Source organism: Chitinophaga vietnamensis (assembly GCF_902167635.1).
Classification (GTDB): domain Bacteria; phylum Bacteroidota; class Bacteroidia; order Chitinophagales; family Chitinophagaceae; genus Chitinophaga; species Chitinophaga vietnamensis.
Genome location: NZ_CABHMS010000001.1, coordinates 439496 through 459486 on the forward strand (window position 1 = coordinate 439496; position 19991 = coordinate 459486).

Below are 19991 nucleotides of genomic sequence, written 5' to 3' on the forward strand. Positions count from 1 at the left end.
ATATTACACCAGCATGGTCACCGGGTTTTCCAGGTAACCTTTCAGGGTAGCCAGGAAACGTGCACCTACAGCGCCATCCACGCTTCTGTGGTCGCAGCTGAGGGTCAGCTTCATGATGTTGGCTATCTTCACCTGCCCGTTCTCCACTATGGCAGTTTCTTTGATACCGCCTACCGCGAGAATCGCTGAATCCGGCGGGTTGATGATCGCAGTGAACTCGTCGATGCCCAGCATCCCCAGGTTAGACACAGTGAAGGTATTGCCGCTGAAATCCTGCGGTTGCAGTTTTTTGTTTTTGGCTTTATCGTACAGGCCTTTCGCCTCAGTAGCGATCTGGCTCAGTGTTTTCTGATCTGCAAAACGGATCACCGGAACGATCAGTCCATCCTCGATGGCAACAGCAGAGCCGATATGTACGTGGTGGTTGTGACGGATAAAGTCGCCCATCCAGCTGGCATTCACATCAGGATGCTGGCGCAGCGCGATGGCGCAGGCTTTGATCACCATATCGTTGAAAGATATCTTCGCGGGAGAAACTTCGTTGATCGCTTTACGTGCTTCCATGGCTTTGTCCATGTTCACGTCGATCTTCAGGTAGAAGTGAGGCGCGGTGAATTTGCTTTCGCTGAGGCGTTTGGCGATCACCTTGCGCATCTGCGACAGCGGCGTATCGCTGAAGCTTTCCTGGCCGGCAGGTACGAAGGCTGCAGCAGCAGGAGCGGCGCCGGTTGCGGCGGCAGCGGGTGCTTTGGCGGCAGGAACGTAATTGTCCACATCTTTTTTCACGATGCGGCCACCATCACCGGAACCAGTTACCTGGCTGATATCGATACCTTTTTCCTGTGCGAGCTTTTTCGCCAGCGGAGAGGCTTTTACACGGCCATCAGCGCTGGTGGCAGCGGCGGCGGGCGCTTCAGCGGCAGCAGGTGCGCTGGCGGCAGGAGCAGCAGCGCCATTCTGTGAAGCAGCAGCCGGAGCAGCGTTTTCAGCAGCAAGGATCGGCGATACGTCAGTACCGGCCTTACCCACGATAGCGATGATGCCATTTACTTTGGCAGCATCTCCTTCTTTTACGCCTACATATAATAAAGTACCGTCGGCGTAGCCGATTACTTCCATGGTAGCCTTATCGGTTTCCACTTCAGCCAGTACATCATCACCTTTTACAGTATCGCCTACTTTTTTATGCCAGGCAACGATCTTGCCTTCTGTCATCGTATCGCTCAACAGCGGCATACGGATAACAGTCGCATTTTTCAGCGCATTCTTTAATGCAGCGTCATCAACGGCAGGTGCGGCGGGAGCAGCAGCCTGTGGTGCAGGCGCAGCGGCTTCCTTCGCAGGTGCAGCAGCCGGAGCATTATTGGAAGTGCCTTCCAGTAAGGGTTTGTAATCTTCTCCCGGTTTACCAACAATGGCAATGATCTGATTAACCTTTGCTGCCTTGCCTTTCTCTGTGCCTATATACAACAGGGTCCCTTCTACATAACCCATCACCTCCATTGTTGCTTTGTCGGTCTCCACTTCAGCAATAACATCGTCTGCTTTTACAGTATCGCCCACCTTTTTATGCCATTCCGCAATCACCCCTTCTGTCATAGTATCACTCAAAAGGGGCATTCTGATAACTTCTGCCATAGTGTTTATTCAAAATTTTGTCAAACCTACATGTTTTTGCGCAAAAACGCAAAGAACGAATTGTAAACTGTTTAAAAAAGACGCTGAATAGCGAATCTACCGTTAGTCGCCCATTCATCATCCGGCTTAAAAATCAAGTTCCATGTTCAGGCGGTCTTTCAGTTCCTTCACCAGCGGGTATTTTTCCGCCATCTGCTGAAACTGCTCCCGGCTGGAAAGCGGCGCCGGGCCTATATCCTGTACCTGCTGACTTTCATCCAGCTGTAAAGTGAGGATGATAGCGGGATTGTTGAACTTTTGTTTGAAGAACTCCGAGATGATCAGTTTCTCTTCCTCCATAAACCGGAACTGCACGATGTTCCGGCTCACGATGCCGATTTCCTCCTGGCCCAGCAGCTTCAATACGGCCAGCTGAAGGTTGCTTACCACGGTCATTTTATTGGCCTGGCGGTAACGGTCTATGAACTCTTCCCAATACACATGCAGGGCGCCTGCAGTGAGCAGGGTGACCTGTTGTGCGGGAGTAGTCTGCTGTTTGGCGGCCAGGGCTTCTCTCATGGCGGCCAGGCCGGTGAGTTTGCCTGCCGGCGCTACGGGTGCAGCGGGTTTGGCTGCCGGTGGCGGCGTTGCCGGCATTACGGGTGTGGCAGCTGGCGCCGGAGTAGGAGCGGGTGCGGGCGGTACAGGCGCCGCAGCCACAGGTGCAGGCTGCGCGGGCTTTTGTACAGTGGTATCCACGGTGAGCTTGGGACCATTTATGGGACTATTTACAGGCTTCTGCGGGATAGTGGCCGTGGTGGCGGGCGTAGCGGTGATGCTCTTACCGGTTACCGGCTGCGCGGCGGGAGCCCGCAGCTTTTGCGGCATAGAGCCATCAGGCACTAGTTTTTTTTTTGCCACCTCCCCATTGCTATCGTCGCTCACGAGCGTAACTGCCTGCTGTAAATAACACAGCTTGATCAAGGCCATCTCCACATGCAGGCGCTTGTTGCGCGCCATCCGGTAATTGATCTCTGTTTCGTTCAACAGGTGCAACGCTGTGATCAGATAGGCCGGGCTGATCTTGCCCGACAGCTGCCGGTATCTTTCTTTCAGGTTACCGGAAACTTCCACCAGGTGCATGGCCTTCTCTTCTTTACACAACAACAGGTTGCGTAAAAATTCTGCCCACCCGTTCAGGAAATTATCTCCCTCAAATCCTTTCTGTAAGATCTCATCGAATAAAAGCAGCGCTGCTGCTACATCCTGTTGCAATACATGGTCCATCACCCTGAAGAAATAATCGTAGTCGAGTATGTTCAGGTGTTCCAATGTATTCTGATAGGTGAGATGCCCGCCGGTAAAGCTCACGATTTTATCCAGGGTACTGAGGGAGTCTCGCATACAGCCGTCCGTTTTCTGCGCTACCAGGTGCAGCGCATCGGGCTCGGCTTGTATGTGTTCTTTGTTACAGATCTCTTGCAGGTGATCCACTGTATCCTGGATGGTGATGCGCTTGAAATCAAAGATCTGGCATCGGCTCAGGATAGTGGGTAATATCTTGTGTTTTTCGGTAGTGGCGAGGATGAAGATGGCGTAGGAGGGCGGCTCTTCCAGCGTTTTCAGGAATGCGTTGAACGCAGAAGAACTGAGCATGTGCACCTCGTCGATGATATAGATCTTGTATTTCCCGGCCTGTGGCGCAAAGCGTACCTGCTCCACCAGCGTGCGGATATCATCTACGGAGTTGTTGGAAGCAGCATCCAGCTCGTGGATGTTGAATGAACTGCCTTCGTTGAACGATTTACAGGAATGGCATTCATTACAGGCTTCTCCATCGGGCTGCAGGTTTTCGCAGTTAATGGTTTTGGCCAGGATACGGGCACAGGTGGTTTTGCCCACCCCGCGCGGGCCGCAGAACAGAAAGGCATGCGCCAGCTGATGGTTGCGGATGGCGTTCTTCAGGGTAGTGGTAATATGTGCTTGTCCTACAACGGTCGAAAAATTCTGAGGACGGTACTTACGGGCTGAAACGATAAAATTCTCCATATACTGCTACGCATTCGCGAGCGCCGAAAATACGAAGAACATTCCGAGATTTGATGATTTGCTTATTCGCTTATTTAACTTATGGAGAATGAGAAAGTTAGAAATAAATATTTATGAGATGACTGGGCTTTGCCGCAGGATAGATTCGAGATGCTCTTTCTTCAGCAGGACGATGCTGTTGTTGTAATATTCCATCAGCGCGGAACTGGTATCATGTAACTCTTTGATGGCGCCATATTCAGGTATTCCATTCCGGATAAATACGCCGTCGTGCTGATGGAACTGCCGGATCCGTTCATTCATTTCGGGAGAGAGGGTATTTCGTATATGCGGCTCCGTGAGCACCTCCTGCAGCAGTTTCCTGAACTCCCTGTATTCGCCGGACAATTCCTCGATGCATGGCAAAACTGTTGCCAGGTTATGGCTGCTGGTATGGAACAATACGCTGATGCAATGGATGATGCGTACCACCAGGTCGTTAAGGCGGTTGGCATTTTCCTGGTGCCGGATGATCTCTTCATGACGGGCTTTTAACTGTGCGGCGGTATCATCATCTTTGGCCAGGGCCTGGGTATAATGGAAGCGGAAGGCCAGCTGGTCTTGTGTTTCCAGCCATTCACGTTCTGCGCTCACCTGAGCGGCCAGCTGCTGCGCGAGCCGGCCTGCTTTGCCTGCGCGGTATTTTTGGCCGTCGAACTCGAATACGCGTGTCTGGAAATGCCCGGCAGCAATGGCTTGCAGGGTTTCTGTATCTTGCAGATCGCGGTAATACATGCGGATGCGCAACACCACATCAGGATGATATAATGTTTGAAAAGTAAGCGGATGCCCCGCGGGCAGCGGCTCCTGGTACCCATCATACAAGGGGGCAAAGGCGCGGTTATCGTAATAATCGTTGAAGGCTTTCGGAAATTCGTAGGTGCGGTGCCGTTGTTCCAGTTCGGCCATGAATGTGCTGATGTTATGCCAGGTGAAAGGCATGCCCACTGGTACGGTATAGCTGTACACCTGCTCTGTAACGCTCTCCTGGAGCGCTTCGGGCTCGTCAAACAATTGCCAGGCGCTGGCGCTCACTGGTTCTTGACGCACATCGGCCTGGCGGTAACGCGCTTCCCTTGCTTCGCGCGTGGGATGCGTAGTCCATTGGTCGCGCAGCTGCACACGGCTCTTCAGGAATGTTTTGAAATAGGCATCGGTGATCACCGGCAAGCCGGCACTGTCCAGCTCCAGCTGGTTTTGCGACGCATAGTAGCGGATCAGGGCACGCTGCACCTGGAACACATTGCGGAAGCGGCATTGTTGCTCTGCCAGTTCGGGCAGTTTGTGCAAACAATGATCAAGACAGTAACTGCCCATCTCCACCCGGCGCAAACTGCTTACCGCGGCGGCAGTACCGGTGAGCGACACGGCCAGTGCATCTGCTTTAAACTCCATCTCACGGCTCATCTCCATATACTGCCTGTTGATCAGCTGATATATTTTCCTCAGTACATATTGTATCACATTTACAATCCAGGTGCTGAGCAATATGAAAAATCCGGGTAAGCTGCCAGCGCTGCTCCAACGTATCATCAGCTCATTCCAGCTGTCGTTTTCATAAAGCATGTTATACAGCATGCGGTTAAGGCCATATACATAGCTGCCGAGCTTCATGCTGCGTTGCGAAAAATGCCCGAACTCATGTGCCAGCACGGTTTTGAACTCGCTGATGTTCACGCTGTTCACCAGTCCTAAACCTATTTCCAGGTTCTTGCGCACAGGCCAGAAGAGGCTGAGAAAGCTGGAATGATAGAACAGTGCTGCATTTACATCCGGTACAATAAATATTTTCTTCGGAAAACTGATGCGCGTTTCCTTTACCAACTGCGTGATCAGGTCGAACAAACGGGGATGACTGTCGGCGCTGATCTGCGTCCGGTAAGGGTTTACAGGCTGTCGTCGGTAGATAAGGAACCTGAAGAGCAGAAAGCAGGTCATTACGCCCAGTACCACCAGGGCAATACCAGGGATCATAGATAATAAAACGGGATAAGACCGTATCAAGGCTACACCGCCGGTAATACAGACTACAGCCAGGGCAACAGCAGCTAATAACAGGATCACATATGACAGAAAGAACAACACAATATAGCCGAACACCTTGATTATCTGTTGCCGGAATGAAATCGCGCCTGCTGAAAACGGAAAGTTTGAACTTCCGGTGTTCTCAGAGAGTAAGTTGGTCATAACAAAACATCAGAATAGATACGTTGGTTACTGCAATAGGGATTTAAAAATAGACATTATTCGGAGAAATTTTTTCGGATAGATGATAGACGGCGACAGATTTAGCAAGTGTTTAGTAAAAAAGGACGCCCCCGCGTGATGGCGGAGGCGTCTGAAAATATTATCCTACAAAGGGATGCCTGCTGTAAGGGGCACTCCTGTCGAAAAGATAGCGATAGGTGGTGAGCACGCGGGTAGGATGCGCTCCCAGGCTCTCGGCCACATTGATCATCTTCGGGTTGAAATCGCCGATCCACTGCATTTCGTAATCAACATAATTTAATTGATGCTGGATCACCCGAGCGCCTTCGATGATCAGATAGGCATCGGCGCCTTTGCCTTGAAATTCAGGCACTACGCCAAACAATATACCTACAAACTTCTTGCAGCCACCGGTCATTTTTAGCCAGAGGAAATGCAGTTTCTGTAACAGGCCGAATTGCCCGTTCATGTGTTTCAGGTATTGGTTCAGATCGGGCAGGTTAAGCCAGCAGGCGATAGGTTCATTGTTGTAATATGCAAACCACGCGATCTTCTCATCCAGCAAAGGTTTCATCTGTTTGAAGATCGCCATGGCCTGTGCCTTGGTCATTTCTTTGCCGCCTGCATGCTGCGCCCAGGCTTTATTGTATACGGTCTGAAAGTCGCTGGCAAATTTTTCCAGTTCATTTTTTTTCATGTGCCGGGATGAAAACGCAGGATCCTTTGCCAGTGCGGCGTGGCGGGTGAAGAACTTGTCCTGCAATTGATCGGCCACCTTCAGGCCATAACATATCTGGTTGAAGAACAGTTTGAAACCATAGTTCTCAAACAATTGCTTGTAATAGGGCGGATTGAAGTTCATGCAATACAAAGGCTCGTGAAAACCCTCTGTGAGCAAGCCCCACCAATTGTTGCGCTCTCCGAAGTTGATCGGCCCGTCCATGGCCTCCATCCCTCTTTCCTGCAACCATTTTTTAGCCGTATCAAAAAGGAAGTTAGCTGCTTCCTGGTCGTTGATACAGTCAAAAAATCCTGCGCCGCCAACAGGGACGGTATCACCCTTGGATTTATATTTCTTGTTTACAAACGCCGCTATCCTGCCAATCCATCTGCCCTGTTCATCTTTCAATATCCAACGGATACACTCTCCGTGGCGGAATGCTTTGTTCTTCTCTTTGTCAAATACTTCATTGATATCCTTATCCAGTGGCCTTATCCAGCCGGGAACATCTTTGTTCAGCTGAATGTGGATATCCAGAAACTGCCTCGCTGTTTTTTCGTTATCTACAATAATCAATTCCATTAGGGACCATTTGTGCAAAAATAATAAAAAAGCATCCTGAACAACAAGTGGCCGACTGGCATCATTTTTTCTCTCAGGGAAGATATGAAACCGGCTACCCTCATTCCCATTGCATTGCTCGTTTTAGTGATCATCGTATCGCTGGGCTATTGCCAGCAACAGCGCCGCATACGTAGCATATTGTCCGAAAACCAGCGACTGCTCAACGAAAACCGCGACCTGCGTAAAAGCCTTGAACAATCCGCCAACGTGTCGCAACAGATCAGCGGGCGGCAGGAAATGCAGCAACATGCTGCCGGGCAGTTCATCGAAAGGCGCGCCTACTACCGCCGCAATTGGTCGCAGTTCATCACCGCCACGCTTAGTGATTACAAAACCGGTTTCCTCGGAGGTATCAAAAACCTTAGTATCATAGTACGTAACCAAACGGAATATCCGCTGGATAATGTAGTGGTATCCGTGCAATACATGCGCAATAACAACGACGTTTTCAAAACGGAACAATACACGATCAATAATATCCCGGCCAAAGGCCAGCAAACACTGGCTGCCTCCAACAGCCGCAAAGGCACGAAGGCCGTGCTCAAGCTGGTGAGCATCACCAGCCAGCCAATGAACTTCTGCTGGTCGATTAGCAAGCCGGCGCCTGCCGGTAACCCCGATCCCTTTGAGTGCGTGCCCTCCGCACAAAATCACTAACTTCATCACATGATCACATTACATGCTGTTACCCGCCCCCATAAAGCGGTGAAGCCCCTTTATGAATCGGCCTTCCCCTATAATGAACGCCGCGACTGGCCACTGCAACTGGAATTGTTTGCCGCTGAAAGACTGCACCTGTACGAGCTTTATAAAGACGATGTATTTGCCGGTTTCGCCACCTGGTGGCATACGCCTGCTTTCTGTTTCATCGAGCACCTGGCCATCGCGGATACGATGCGTGGCGGCGGCATTGGCACACAGTTCATGCAGGCACTGGAAAAGGAATTAGGCGCTCTGGTATTGGAAGTAGAACTGCCACTAACGGAGCAGGCTAAACGCCGTATCGTTTTCTATGAGCGGCTGGGCTTTTCTATGTTCATGAAACACTACTACCAACCGCCTTATCATAAAGGCTATAGCCCGCTGGAATTGCGGCTGATGTACAAGGGGCTGAAAGAAGGGGATGCAGCTTTTGAAGGAGTAAAACAAACACTCGATCACATTTATAAATATTTACGGATTTTTTGATTTACGGATTTATGAATTTATAGCAAATCTCAGCTTCGTCATAAATTCATAAATCCGTAAATCAAAAAATCCGTAAATCAAAAAATCCTCAAATATCTAATCTCTTCTAATCCGGCCACCATCGCCGCCGTTGCTGCGGTTGTCGTTGCTGCGGGAATCATTTCTGGGAGGCGCCTGCATTTCACGCTGTATGCGCTGCTGTTGTTGCTGCATTTGCTGTTGCTGGCGTTGCTGTTGCATTTGTTGTTCGCGCATCGCCCTTTGCTGTTGCTGCTGTTGTTGTTGCTGCTGCATGATCTGTTGCTGGCGTTGCTGCTGCATTTGCTGATCGCGCATAATCCTTTGCTGTTGTTGCTGTTGATCCATCTGCTGCTGACGCTGTTGCTGTATCTGTTGATCACGCATAATCCTTTGCTGTTGCTGTTGTTGCTGTTGTTGTTGCTGCATGATCTGCTGCTGGCGTTGCTGTTGTTGCTGTACTTGTTGGTCGCGTATAATCCTTTGCTGTTGTTGTTGCTGTTGGTCAATTGCCTGCTGTTGTTGTACGGGCGGGTAACCGTTGTTGATCCTTGAAGGACGGCCGTTATTGCTATTGTTAACCGGCTGGTTGTTGCCACCATTGTTGCCGGGGATGATCCTGCCGCCGCTGTTATTGTTGACCGGCTGGCCGTTGTTGTTATTACCACCAGGAACGATCCTGTTGCCATTGTTACTTACGTTATTGAAACGGTTGTTATCGTTCCTTTGTACTACTGCTGCATCCGGGCGGAAGATACGCAACTGGTTGTTGGATACCTGTCCGGTACCGGGCCTGTCGCTATTCACAATCCTCATCGGCCTAAGGTCCTGACGGGTTACAGCACTTACCTCGCTGGCGCTCGGGCCGCGGCTGATGCGGTAGTTACTGTTATTGATACGGCTGCTGCCGTAGTTATTGATGATGGTAGTATTGTTGATAATAGTAGTGTTACGGCTGTTATCAATATAGTAGTTATTGATATGCGGGCTGTTGATGTACTGCCTGTTCACGAATACCCATTGTGATGCACCATAGTAGCCGCCTCGCGGGCTCATTGGCGCCCATCCGTAACAATCGCCACCTGATCTCCAGTCAACCCATGCCGGACCCCAGTCGTAACCAGGTACCCACATCCAGCCATTGTAGTCGTCAAAGAGCCAGCGGCCATAGTGGAAGGCTGCCCAACCCCATGAGTAGTCGGAGTTCCAGGTCCAACCGTAGTCGGTATATACCCAGTGACCACCACTGTAATAAGGGCGGAAACCCGGACCTACGTTGGGTATCCACACCTGGCTATAACCAGGGTAGCTTGTCCAGCGGCCGTAGGGGCTCAAGGCATCGTAAAAGGAAATATTGGCGCTTACCTGTACCTGCGGATTAGGGTTGTAATAACCGCCTCCGTTGTTACCATAGTATCCGTCATCTGCCGGATAGTAGGTGGTAGCACAGCTTGTGAGGAACACAGATAAGAAGAGTATAAGTGATACACCAGAATATTTAGCTATTGTTTTCATACTCCTGTTTTTTTTCTTTGATTGGTTTGCCTGTTATTTAGACTTTCCGGTGCTGTGATGGTATATTTTGCTGTCCTTTTTTAACTTTCTGTAATGCTGCAAACGGTATATCGGGCATAATCGGTGAAGGTCTAAAATGCAGTTTTTCTTTTTTAAAATGACGTAAAAAATGTTAAAGATCTGCTAACGCTTTGCTGCAGTTTCAGCGTCTTGTTTATACCTTATCAAAAAGAGTTCCAATTAATTTTTGTCATGGTAACCTATTGTTTATCAATATGTAAAATGAATAGTGTATTATTTATATTTGTTTAATTATTTATGGTAGATTTTTGAACTATCGCTGAAATAAAACATTCGCGTATCATTGTGAAATGATAGATTTTTTCAGTATCAACCATCACTTTTTTACAGCGCTCGGATATACGGTAAGTTACGTAGAATTTATCGGCACGCTCACCGGATTGTTATGTGTATGGTTGGCTGCCCGCGATCACATCCTCACCTGGCCTGTAGGCCTGATCAATGTAAGTTGTTTCTTCATTCTCTTCTGGCAGCTACAGCTGTACGCTGATATGTTCCTGCAAGTATATTTCTTTGCCACCGGCGTTTACGGGTGGATCTTCTGGTATCGCAAAAAGCCGGAGCACGAACCGGTATATGCGCTTAGCCGCCGCCAGCGCCAATGGCTGGGCATGATGGCGCTAGTGCTGTCCGCACTCACCGGCTGGATCATCAGCCAGTTGCACATTTGGTGGCCGCGTACTTTTGAACGGCCGGCAGCTTACCCTTATACAGACTCGCTGGTGGCAGTTTTGAGCGTGATCGCCAACATCCTGCTGGCAAAAAGGATATGGGAAAACTGGCTTTTATGGGTAACTGTGGATGCCGTGGCTACCGTCATCTATTTTCAGAAAGGCGTGAAGTTCCTGGGAATGGAATATTTCATTTTATTCATCATAGCAATGATGGGATTGATCCATTGGATCAAAACCTGGCAGTCTCAAAAAATCTCAAACCCGTAAATCTGTTCAACCTGTGAAGATGCTTTGATAAAACAAAATACAGATTAATAAAATGAATAATTTGGCAGGCTGTGCTTCATGTTGCAGGGATGGGTGCTTCGAATAACGTGTTTGGGGCTTTTTTTTCGTCCATCTGGTTTTGATTTTCACCCATTAACTATTACCTTTGCGGCAAATTTGGAAACTGTCTGTCTATAAACCAACAGTTTTGAGGAAATAACTTTTAGTATTTTATAAACCTCTTTAAAAATATGCCTAACACAGGTAAGATCAAACAAATTATCGGTCCCGTGGTGGACGTGCACTTTGAAGACAAATTGCCCGAAATCTACAACGCATTGGAAATCACCCGCGAAAATGGTCAGAAAGTAGTATTGGAAGTACAACAGCACCTGGGTGAGGACAGCGTACGTACTGTGGCAATGGACTCCACCGACGGTATGGTTCGTGGAATGGTAGTAGTGGATAAAGGTGCGCCCATCAAAATGCCTATCGGCGACCAGGTGAAAGGACGTTTGTTCAATGTGGTAGGTGAGGCGATCGATGGTCTGGGTGATATCGATACTTCCAACGGTTATCCTATCCACCGTCAGCCGCCTAAATTTGAGGAACTGGCTACTGAAACCGAAGTACTGTTTACCGGTATCAAGGTAATCGACCTGATCGAGCCATATGCAAAAGGTGGTAAGATTGGTTTGTTCGGTGGTGCGGGTGTAGGTAAAACCGTATTGATCCAGGAGCTGATCAACAATATCGCGAAAGGTTATGAAGGTTTGTCTGTATTTGCCGGTGTGGGTGAGCGTACCCGTGAAGGTAATGACCTGATGCGTGAGATGATCGAAGCGAACATCGTGAAATACGGTGATAAATTCAAGGAATCCATGGAACACGGTAACTGGGAAGTTGCCGCTGTAGATAAAGATTTACTGAAGCAATCACAGGCGACCTTCGTGTTCGGCCAGATGAATGAGCCTCCTGGAGCGCGTGCACGTGTGGCCCTGTCTGGTCTGACCCTGGCAGAATATTTCCGTGATGGAGATGGCTCTGCAGGCGGCGGCCGTGATATCCTCTTCTTCGTAGATAACATCTTCCGTTTCACCCAGGCAGGTTCTGAAGTATCGGCGCTGCTTGGCCGTATGCCTTCAGCGGTAGGTTACCAGCCCACCCTCGCTACTGAAATGGGTCTGATGCAGGAGCGTATCACTTCAACTAAAAACGGTTCTATCACTTCCGTACAGGCGGTTTACGTACCTGCGGATGACTTGACCGACCCTGCTCCGGCTACTACCTTCTCCCACCTGGATGCTACCACTGTATTGGATCGTAAGATCTCCGACCTTGGTATCTATCCTGCAGTGAGCCCGCTGGATTCTACTTCCCGTATCCTCACGCCGGCTATCGTTGGTGAAGCGCACTACAACTGCGCACAACGCGTGAAAATGATCCTCCAGCGCTATAAAGAACTGCAGGACATCATCGCGATCCTCGGTCTGGATGAGCTGAGCGACGAAGATAAACTCACTGTTGCCCGCGCCCGTCGTGTACAACGTTTCCTGTCACAGCCTTTCCACGTGGCAGAACAGTTCACCGGTCTGAAAGGCGTACTGGTACCGATCGAAGAAACCATCCGTGGTTTCAACATGATCATGGACGGTGAAGTGGATGAGTATCCTGAAGCAGCTTTCAACCTGGTTGGTAACATCGAGCAGGCTATTGAAAAAGGTAAGAAATTACTGGAAGCAGCTAACAACTAATATTCACAACACCATTTACGATCACTAACATGCTATTAGAAGTATTAACACCGGAAAGAAAGTTATACACTGGCGAAGTGTACGGCGTGCAGCTGCCAGGTATTGACGGTTCTTTTGAAATACTGGATAAACATGCGCCCTTGATTGCAGCGCTCGGAAATGGTAAAATGAAAGTGCTGAAAGATAAGAACCATGCAGAGTTCTTTACGATCAGCGGCGGATTTGTGGAAGTTCTGCGCAATAAGGCTACTGTGCTGGTGGAAGGTGCTGTTGCACTTGAGAAATAAGCCAACATACCAGTTAAAATAAATAACCAGGCCGGGTAAGATTACCCGGCCTTCGTTTTGTCCTAACTATTCCAATCTTAGAAGACCCGGCGTAAAAAGCAGGATTGCTTCCCGGGATTTCACATGATTCATCTCATCGCATAGTAACGCTTACGGCTATATGAAATAACCATCACGTACATGCAAATCAATGAATAAAGCCTTTTTGAAGGCTATATATTACCTAATGAATTTTCTTTGTTGATGACTGTTTTGGACCAGGTAAAAAGCAGGGCATTACGCTACTATAGAAGGAGTCGATACTGTTTTCATAGGTCTCGCCTTCATAGGTGTATTCTATCGGTTGTGTTTACCTGATACGGGTTATTATATCACTTGCGTCGTATCATTACTTTAGCAAGATATTTAATTTGTTTTAAAAAAAAAGTATTCAGTTTATTCATTTTTCCGGGGAAGGAGGATGGGCCTGATAACCATTTCAATAGCAGGCTGATCGGGGAAAAATTATTTTTTAATTGAGAGAGGGATCGATCGGGAAGTTTGCCATCATGGCAAAGTTACTGCCAAGATTCCGGAGCGATTGCTGCCAGATTTGCTGTTCATCGTGACCGAATACCAAAGGAGCTGTGCTTTCAGACAATATCCAGGAGCCTTCCTGCAATTCACCTTCCAGCTGCCCGCCCGTCCAGCCGGAGTAACCGAGGAAAAATTTGATCTTCTGCATATCCAGCTGGCCTTTGTTCAACAGCTCCACCACGGTATCGAAACGGCCGCCCCAATACAGGCCGGGCACGATCTCCACACCGCCATCGATCAGATCGGGCTGCTGGTGCACAAAATGGATGGTATCCATCTGCACAGGCCCGCCATAGAACACGGGAATATTATTTAACAATACTTCCGGTACCAGTTCATCCAGGCGTTGGTCGAACTGCCGGTTGATCACAAACCCAAAACTGCCTTTGTCTTCCTCATACTCACAAACCAGTACCACCGTACGTGCAAAATTGGGATCTTTCAGAAAAGGATCTGCTATCAGCAATATGCCGGGCGACAAGGTAACCATATGCATACAATTTTATCGCTTGATCAAATTTAACTAAATGATTGATATAATGTTCAATGAGAAAGAAATGTGGATAAAGGAGATGGATAAAACGAATAGTAGGGGCATGAAAAAAGGAGGCTAGACAACCTCCTTACCATTTTATCAACCAAAATCTAAATCGCTTATGGAACGAATCCACGTCGATGTATGTAGAAAGTTTATTTACTTCGTTACGAATGATACTAAGCAAATTTAGTACCAGTTTGTAAAGCAAAGGTAAGGAAAGAAGCATTAAAACAATCAGCTTTCCGCCGTTAAAATTACGTTAAAGTAATATTTATTTGCGAGAATCCCGATGGTAGCGGGTTTTCACCTTTAATATTGTACCAAGGTTGCTATAGCAAATATCTAATTTAACAAAACAGTATGCCAGCAAAGAACGCGACTTTAAGTATATTTAGGGCTTACTAATCAATGACATGATACCTCTGAAGAAAATATTTCCGGTTATTGTTGTGTTAATCACCCTTTCATTGCTCGGCATTATTTACATCCAGGTAAGCTGGATTAAAAGTGCCTTGCTGGTGAAAAAAGAGCAGATAGAGCAAAGAGCAGTAGATGTGACCGCCTCCGTGCAACAATATATGCTGAACCGCCGCCAAACGGCTGTTCAGTTCAGGATCAATACCTTCAGGGATGCCTCCGGCAAAAGAATGTCGTTCGATATTACCAAGGCGCCTTACAAGCCACAGATCAGCGATCTGTTTACCGTTACAGAAGTACACCATCTTATCAGTGAAAACCTGAAACGCAATCACCTCGACGACAAGCATTTCGAATTTGGTATTGTAGGGCCTTCTGCCATCGGCTATGATGCGGTATGGAATATGCAAACCGGCGGCTTCGGAAAATTATTTGAAGCCATCACCCGCGATACCGCGCACCAGATACCTTACCAGATGAAGATCATCCCGTTGTCGGAAAGTGGTTATATGGGAGATAATACCTCCGAACAGCTCTTCATCATCATGCCATTGAACGACAATGCCATCATGCGCCAGATGGGTTACATGATCACCGGTGGCGTACTTTTTACGTTGATCATGATCACGGCGTTTGCACTTACCATCCGCACAATGCTTAACCAGAAAAAACTCTCCGAGATAAAATCTGACTTTATCAACAACATGACACATGAGCTGAAAACGCCGCTGGCCACCATTTCGCTGGCCATCGATGCCATCGGCAATGAAAAGGTGATGGATAATAAAGACAAGATCCGGTATTTCTCCGGCATCATCAAGGAAGAAAACAAGCGCATGAACAAGCAGGTAGAAAGTATTTTGCAATCGGCCCTGCTGGAGAAAGATGAGATCGGGATGAAGTTACAGGCCACCGATGTACATGCCGTGATCCAGCATACCACCGAAAACCTGCAATTGCAGCTGGCCGGTAAAAATGGCGTGGTGGATCTGCAGCTGGATGCCGTCAACCCCGTGATCATGGCGGATGACGTACATTTCTCCAACGTGATCTTCAACCTGCTGGACAATGCCATCAAATATTCGAAAGATAACCTCGAAGTGGTGATCCATACTTATAATACCCGCAAAAGCCTGTTCATCGTGATTTCCGACAACGGCATCGGTATGAGCCGCGATACTATTTCACGTATCTTTGAAAAATTCTACCGTGCACATACCGGCAACGTTCATAACGTAAAAGGTTTCGGCCTCGGACTTACCTACGTGAAAGCGATCGTGGATGCGCACAAAGGAAAAATTAAAGTGGAAAGTACCTTGGGCAAAGGCAGTAAATTCACCATGGAATTTCCACAGGAATAGATAAAGGTTATAGCGTATGATTTTAAGTGAAAAGGAAACGCAGCATTTCAAGAACCCCATTGCCGTTCCGGGTATGGGCGTGGCTGTACAGGAAAAATTGAAACTGTCGAGAGTGCTGGTGGTAGGCGCCGGCGGGCTGGGAAGCCCGGTGGTACAGTATCTCAGCGCCAGCGGCGTAGGCATCATCGGTATTGCGGACTATGGCGTGATACAGGATGAGGATATGCACCGCCAGCCTATTTACCTGATGCAGGACATCCGTAAGCACAAGGCCAAGATGGCCGCGAGCAGGCTCTGGGCGGTGAATCCGTTCACCAAACATTACCCGATCCTCTTACAGGCGAAGCCTGATAATATAGCCATGCTACTCGAAGGTTTCGACCTGGTGGTAGATTGTTCACAACACCTGCCTACGCACCTGGTGATCAACGATGCCTGTGTGGTGCATAACAAACCTTTTGTAATTGGAGAAGTGCATAACTGGCTGGCCTGGTTTGGCGGTTTCAATATGCCGCAGGCTGATGGCACTAATTCTGCATCTTACCGTTGTGCGATGCCGATCACAGAAGAGTACCGCAATTTTGATGCAGGCGCGATCGGCGTAACCCACGGCGCCACTGGTATGCACATGGCTTGTGAAGTGCTCAAGTACCTGATGGATGTGCCGGGCGGTTTGGCCGGAAAGCTCTATGGTATGGACTTCCTGCACAATAACACACAGGTGCATGAGTTGCAGCCGGATGCCGCAGTGCTTGAAAACACCCGTGCACAGGGCATTCTCACTGCAGAAGCATACGGGCTGGAAATAGTGCCGGATGTAGAGGATTGATCACGCGTTGACCTTCAACACACTTTTAGCTTCTCCTACTTTCAGTTCGTGGCGCATGCCTAGCTTGAGCGCGTAGTTCTCGGGCTGGTGGCCGCTGGGGAAATTAAAACACACCGGGTATTTATAATCTTTCACCATATTGTGAATGATCTCATATTCAGACTGGCCGAAGGGGGTAGTGGTTTCTTTGCCATCGGTGAAAGCGCCTACTACCAGTCCGGCCAGTTTGTCGAGCCAGCCGGCCCTTTTCAGATTGTACATCATGCGGTCTACATTGTAACGGTATTCCCCGATATCTTCCAATAACAGTATTTTGTCTTTGGTATCGATCTGCGAGCGGGTACCAGAGAGGTTCGCCAGCAGGGAGAGGTTGCCGCCAACGAGTTCGCCGCTGGCTTTGCCTTCGCGGTTTAGTATATGCGTGGGCGTTGTATAGCTATACTTTTTGCCTTTGAGCACTTCTTCCAGGCTGTATACGTATTCGTCGTCGATGGTTTCAGGTGTGATACCGCTGCACATCATAGAGTGGATGGTAGGGATACCGTAACGCTGCTGTATGTGTGCATGCAGGGTGGTGACATCGCTATAGCCACAGAGCCATTTGGGATGTTTGCGGAAGCGGGTGAAATCGAGCTTGTCGAGAATGCAAACCATGCCATAGCCGCCGCGTCCGAATATGATGGCTTTGATCTCCGGATCATCGAGCATATCCTGTAATTCTTCCAGCCGCAGTTCATCGGGAGCGGAGAAGTTGTGAAAGCTGGTGCCTACGGTAATGCCTAAGTGCACGCGGTAGCCCCAGGAGCTGATCACGCCAGCGGCATATTCGGCGGCCGCCAGCTCCATCTTGCTGCTGGAACAGGTGACTCCTATCAGATCGCCTTTTTTCAGATATGGCGGAATTTTTACCATTGTAGTTTTGTTTACCTTTGCTGTCTGTTTATTGACAAACTAAATTGATAAATTGTATCCGCTATTCCAAAAACCGGATAAGATTTAAAATTTATTTAAGCATTCTTTAAAATAGTATGGGAAATTTTAAGAGATATTTAATAACTGCGGCGTTGCCGTATGCGAATGGCCCGGTACATATCGGTCACCTGGCTGGTTGCTACCTGCCCGCAGATATTTATGTCCGTTATTTACGCGCTAAAAAGGCGGATGTGAAATTTGTATGCGGAACAGATGAACACGGCGTACCTATTACCATCAAAGCGATGAAGGAAAACATCACGCCGCAGGATGTGGTGGATAAATACCACCAGATCATCGGCGACAGCTTTGCGGCAATGGGTATTTCCTTCGATATATTTTCCCGTACCAGCAATGCCGTACATCATCAGACAGCGGCCGACTTCTTCCTGAAGATGTATAATGATGGCCTGTTTGAAGAGAAAGAATCCGAACAATATTTTGATCCTGAGAAAAATGTATTCCTGGCAGACCGTTACATCATAGGCACCTGCCCGAAATGCGGCAACGACAAGGCTTACGGCGATCAGTGCGAACGCTGCGGCAGCGCCCTCAGTCCGGACGAACTGATCAACCCGCACTCCGCGCTCAGTGACGCAGTGCCTGTGAAAAAGAAAACTAAACACTGGTACATGCCACTTCAGCATTATGAACCATGGCTGAAAGAATACATCATCGAAGGTCATAAAGAGTGGAAGAATAACGTATATGGCCAGTGCAAAAGCTGGCTGGATAACGGTTTGCAAAGCCGCGCCATGACGCGCGACAGCAACTGGGGCATCAAAGTACCACTGCCGGACGCTGAAGGGAAAGTGCTCTATGTATGGTTCGATGCGCCTATCGGTTACATCTCCGCCACCAAAGAACTGACGGATAACTGGGCCGATTACTGGTGCCAGGACGATACCAAACTGGTACACTTTATCGGTAAGGACAATATCGTGTTTCACTGCATCATCTTCCCGGCCATGCTGAAAGCACACGGTGGATATGTAGTGCCAGACAATGTTCCGGCCAATGAGTTCCTGAACATCGAAGGAGAGAAGGTATCTACCTCCCGCAACTGGGCCGTATGGGTGCATGACTATATCCAGGACTTCCCGGATCAACAGGACGTACTGCGTTATGTGCTCTGCGCCACTGCACCGGAAACAAAAGACAATGACTTCACCTGGAAAGATTTTCAGGACAGGAATAACAATGAACTGGTAGCTGTTTTCGGCAACTTCGTGAACCGCACCATGGTGCTGATGCACAAGCTATGCGGCGGTAAAGTACCCGCACTGCATAGCCATCTGCTCGATGACGAAGACCGCGACATGCTGAAGGAATTTGCTGCCACCAAAGAAAGGGTAGAAAGCAGCCTGGAAGCATACCGCTTCCGCGAAGCATTGGCCGAAGTGATCGACCTGGCCAGAAAAGGCAACCAGTACATGCAGAAGAAAGAGCCGTGGAAACTGGCATCTGCCATGGAAAAGATCAACAAAGGCGAGGTACATGAAAAGTACACTGCCGATGATCTTGAGCAGCTGCAATTCAGTATCGACAACTGTTTGCACATCTGCCTGCAACTCACCGCTAACCTCGCCATCTTCATCCATCCATTCCTGCCGTTCACAGCAAAGAAGATCTGTCACATGCTGAAAGTGGTGGACCGCATGCTGGATTGGGAAAATGCCGGTACCGACAAACTGGTGAGCGTAGGTTATTCCCTGCGTGCGCCTGAACTGCTCTTCAAAAAAGTAGAGGATGAACAGGTGAAAGCCCAGATCGAAAAACTGCATGCCGGCCTGAAACAAGCTACTACAGCGGCTCCTGCGGCAGCGCCGCAGCCGGCGGCTCCTCCGAAAGCAGAAATACAGTACGACGATTTCGCCAAACTCGATCTGCGGGTAGGTACTATCATCAAAGCAGAGAAAGTAGAAAAAGCTGATAAGTTGCTGAAGTTGCTGGTAGATATCGGTACCGAACAACGTACAGTGGTATCCGGCATCGCGGCGCATTTCCAGCCGGAAGCGATCGTAGGCAAACAGGTAACGCTGGTTGCCAACCTCGCACCCCGCAAAATGCGTGGTATTGAAAGCCAGGGTATGATACTCATGGCAGAAGATAACGGCAAACTCGTTTTCGTAAATCCTGCCGAAGCCGTAAAGCCAGGCAGTGGCGTCAGCTGATCTTCCATCATCTTCATAAAGTAAAAACGGCCATCAGGTATTCCCCGGATGGCCGTTTTTATTTTAAACAAAGGTGCTCGTC

The 19991-nt window shown here is 48.7% G+C and carries 15 protein-coding genes; 8 read left to right on the forward strand and 7 right to left on the reverse strand.

From position 1 onward, the window contains the following. Positions 1 to 3: 3 nt before the first annotated feature. The 4 genes from FPG75_RS01900 to FPG75_RS01915 form a co-directional block, all read right to left on the reverse strand. Entirely contained in the window at positions 4 to 1638 is a 1635-nt protein-coding gene (locus FPG75_RS01900) for a pyruvate dehydrogenase complex dihydrolipoamide acetyltransferase (RefSeq protein WP_143304833.1), read from the reverse strand. 126 nt (positions 1639 to 1764) lie between these two features. Continuing rightward, positions 1765 to 3666, reverse strand: a complete 1902-nt coding sequence (locus tag FPG75_RS01905) for a DNA polymerase III subunit gamma/tau (RefSeq protein WP_143304835.1) — start codon at positions 3664 to 3666, stop codon at positions 1765 to 1767. A gap of 111 nt (positions 3667 to 3777) precedes the next feature. After that, complete coding sequence (locus FPG75_RS01910; RefSeq protein WP_143304836.1) at positions 3778 to 5892, reverse strand: M48 family metallopeptidase; 2115 nt, start codon at positions 5890 to 5892, stop codon at positions 3778 to 3780. A gap of 160 nt (positions 5893 to 6052) precedes the next feature. Beyond that, entirely contained in the window at positions 6053 to 7216 is a 1164-nt protein-coding gene (locus tag FPG75_RS01915; RefSeq protein ID WP_143304838.1) for a hypothetical protein, read from the reverse strand. Positions 7217 to 7300: 84 nt separating this feature from the next. On the opposite strand from FPG75_RS01915, the gene FPG75_RS01920 reads away from it, so the two are divergent. Continuing rightward, complete coding sequence (locus FPG75_RS01920; protein ID WP_143304840.1) at positions 7301 to 7915, forward strand: hypothetical protein; 615 nt, start codon at positions 7301 to 7303, stop codon at positions 7913 to 7915. A 9-nt stretch (positions 7916 to 7924) separates the two neighbouring features. After that, positions 7925 to 8446 (forward strand): GNAT family N-acetyltransferase, encoded by a 522-nt coding sequence (locus tag FPG75_RS01925; RefSeq protein WP_143304841.1) that lies wholly within the window; start codon positions 7925 to 7927, stop codon positions 8444 to 8446. 96 nt (positions 8447 to 8542) lie between these two features. On the opposite strand, the gene FPG75_RS01930 is transcribed toward FPG75_RS01925, so the two are convergent. Beyond that, positions 8543 to 9979 (reverse strand): DUF6600 domain-containing protein, encoded by a 1437-nt coding sequence (locus FPG75_RS01930; RefSeq protein ID WP_143304842.1) that lies wholly within the window; start codon positions 9977 to 9979, stop codon positions 8543 to 8545. Positions 9980 to 10350: 371 nt separating this feature from the next. Between FPG75_RS01930 and pnuC the strand changes: the two genes are divergently transcribed. The 3 genes from pnuC (at position 10351) to atpC (ending at position 13042) form a co-directional block, all read left to right on the forward strand. Then, positions 10351 to 11001 (forward strand): nicotinamide riboside transporter PnuC, encoded by a 651-nt coding sequence (gene pnuC, locus FPG75_RS01935; RefSeq protein WP_143304844.1) that lies wholly within the window; start codon positions 10351 to 10353, stop codon positions 10999 to 11001. Positions 11002 to 11252: 251 nt separating this feature from the next. Beyond that, positions 11253 to 12755: a F0F1 ATP synthase subunit beta gene (gene atpD / locus FPG75_RS01940; RefSeq protein ID WP_143304845.1), complete on the forward strand. Its 1503-nt coding sequence runs from the start codon at positions 11253 to 11255 to the stop codon at positions 12753 to 12755. Between the two features lie 29 nt (positions 12756 to 12784). Next, complete coding sequence (atpC, locus tag FPG75_RS01945; protein WP_143304846.1) at positions 12785 to 13042, forward strand: ATP synthase F1 subunit epsilon; 258 nt, start codon at positions 12785 to 12787, stop codon at positions 13040 to 13042. A 511-nt stretch (positions 13043 to 13553) separates the two neighbouring features. Here atpC and FPG75_RS01950 read toward each other — a convergent pair. Next, complete coding sequence (locus FPG75_RS01950) at positions 13554 to 14114, reverse strand: YqgE/AlgH family protein (protein WP_236652698.1); 561 nt, start codon at positions 14112 to 14114, stop codon at positions 13554 to 13556. Between the two features lie 491 nt (positions 14115 to 14605). Between FPG75_RS01950 and FPG75_RS01955 the strand changes: the two genes are divergently transcribed. Then, positions 14606 to 15934, forward strand: a complete 1329-nt coding sequence (locus FPG75_RS01955; protein WP_161596629.1) for a sensor histidine kinase — start codon at positions 14606 to 14608, stop codon at positions 15932 to 15934. 16 nt (positions 15935 to 15950) lie between these two features. Beyond that, positions 15951 to 16763 carry a HesA/MoeB/ThiF family protein gene (locus FPG75_RS01960; protein ID WP_143304849.1) on the forward strand — a complete coding sequence of 271 codons (813 nt, stop codon included), beginning with the start codon at positions 15951 to 15953 and terminating at the stop codon, positions 16761 to 16763. On the opposite strand, the gene FPG75_RS01965 is transcribed toward FPG75_RS01960, so the two are convergent. Next, on the reverse strand, positions 16764 to 17675 hold the full coding sequence (locus tag FPG75_RS01965; RefSeq protein WP_143304850.1) for a S66 peptidase family protein: 912 nt from the start codon (positions 17673 to 17675) through the stop codon (positions 16764 to 16766). 116 nt (positions 17676 to 17791) lie between these two features. Here FPG75_RS01965 and metG point away from each other — a divergent pair, with 116 nt between their 5' ends. Then, a complete protein-coding gene (gene metG, locus FPG75_RS01970) occupies positions 17792 to 19909 on the forward strand; it encodes a methionine--tRNA ligase (RefSeq protein ID WP_143304852.1) in 2118 nt (705 codons plus the stop codon). Positions 19910 to 19991 lie beyond the last annotated feature (82 nt).

What these genes read in the sequence shown, in the direction of transcription:
- FPG75_RS01900 (WP_143304833.1), bottom strand. Translation starts at nt 1,638, where the DNA reads ATGGCAGAAGTTATCAGAATGCCCCTTTTGAGTGATACTATGACAGAA.
- FPG75_RS01905 (WP_143304835.1), bottom strand. Translation starts at nt 3,666, where the DNA reads ATGGAGAATTTTATCGTTTCAGCCCGTAAGTACCGTCCTCAGAATTTT.
- FPG75_RS01910 (WP_143304836.1), bottom strand. Translation starts at nt 5,892, where the DNA reads ATGACCAACTTACTCTCTGAGAACACCGGAAGTTCAAACTTTCCGTTT.
- FPG75_RS01915 (WP_143304838.1), bottom strand. Translation starts at nt 7,216, where the DNA reads ATGGAATTGATTATTGTAGATAACGAAAAAACAGCGAGGCAGTTTCTG.
- FPG75_RS01920 (WP_143304840.1), top strand. Translation starts at nt 7,301, where the DNA reads ATGAAACCGGCTACCCTCATTCCCATTGCATTGCTCGTTTTAGTGATC.
- FPG75_RS01925 (WP_143304841.1), top strand. Translation starts at nt 7,925, where the DNA reads ATGATCACATTACATGCTGTTACCCGCCCCCATAAAGCGGTGAAGCCC.
- FPG75_RS01930 (WP_143304842.1), bottom strand. Translation starts at nt 9,979, where the DNA reads ATGAAAACAATAGCTAAATATTCTGGTGTATCACTTATACTCTTCTTA.
- pnuC (WP_143304844.1), top strand. Translation starts at nt 10,351, where the DNA reads ATGATAGATTTTTTCAGTATCAACCATCACTTTTTTACAGCGCTCGGA.
- atpD (WP_143304845.1), top strand. Translation starts at nt 11,253, where the DNA reads ATGCCTAACACAGGTAAGATCAAACAAATTATCGGTCCCGTGGTGGAC.
- atpC (WP_143304846.1), top strand. Translation starts at nt 12,785, where the DNA reads ATGCTATTAGAAGTATTAACACCGGAAAGAAAGTTATACACTGGCGAA.
- FPG75_RS01950 (WP_236652698.1), bottom strand. Translation starts at nt 14,114, where the DNA reads ATGCATATGGTTACCTTGTCGCCCGGCATATTGCTGATAGCAGATCCT.
- FPG75_RS01960 (WP_143304849.1), top strand. Translation starts at nt 15,951, where the DNA reads ATGATTTTAAGTGAAAAGGAAACGCAGCATTTCAAGAACCCCATTGCC.
- FPG75_RS01965 (WP_143304850.1), bottom strand. Translation starts at nt 17,675, where the DNA reads ATGGTAAAAATTCCGCCATATCTGAAAAAAGGCGATCTGATAGGAGTC.
- metG (WP_143304852.1), top strand. Translation starts at nt 17,792, where the DNA reads ATGGGAAATTTTAAGAGATATTTAATAACTGCGGCGTTGCCGTATGCG.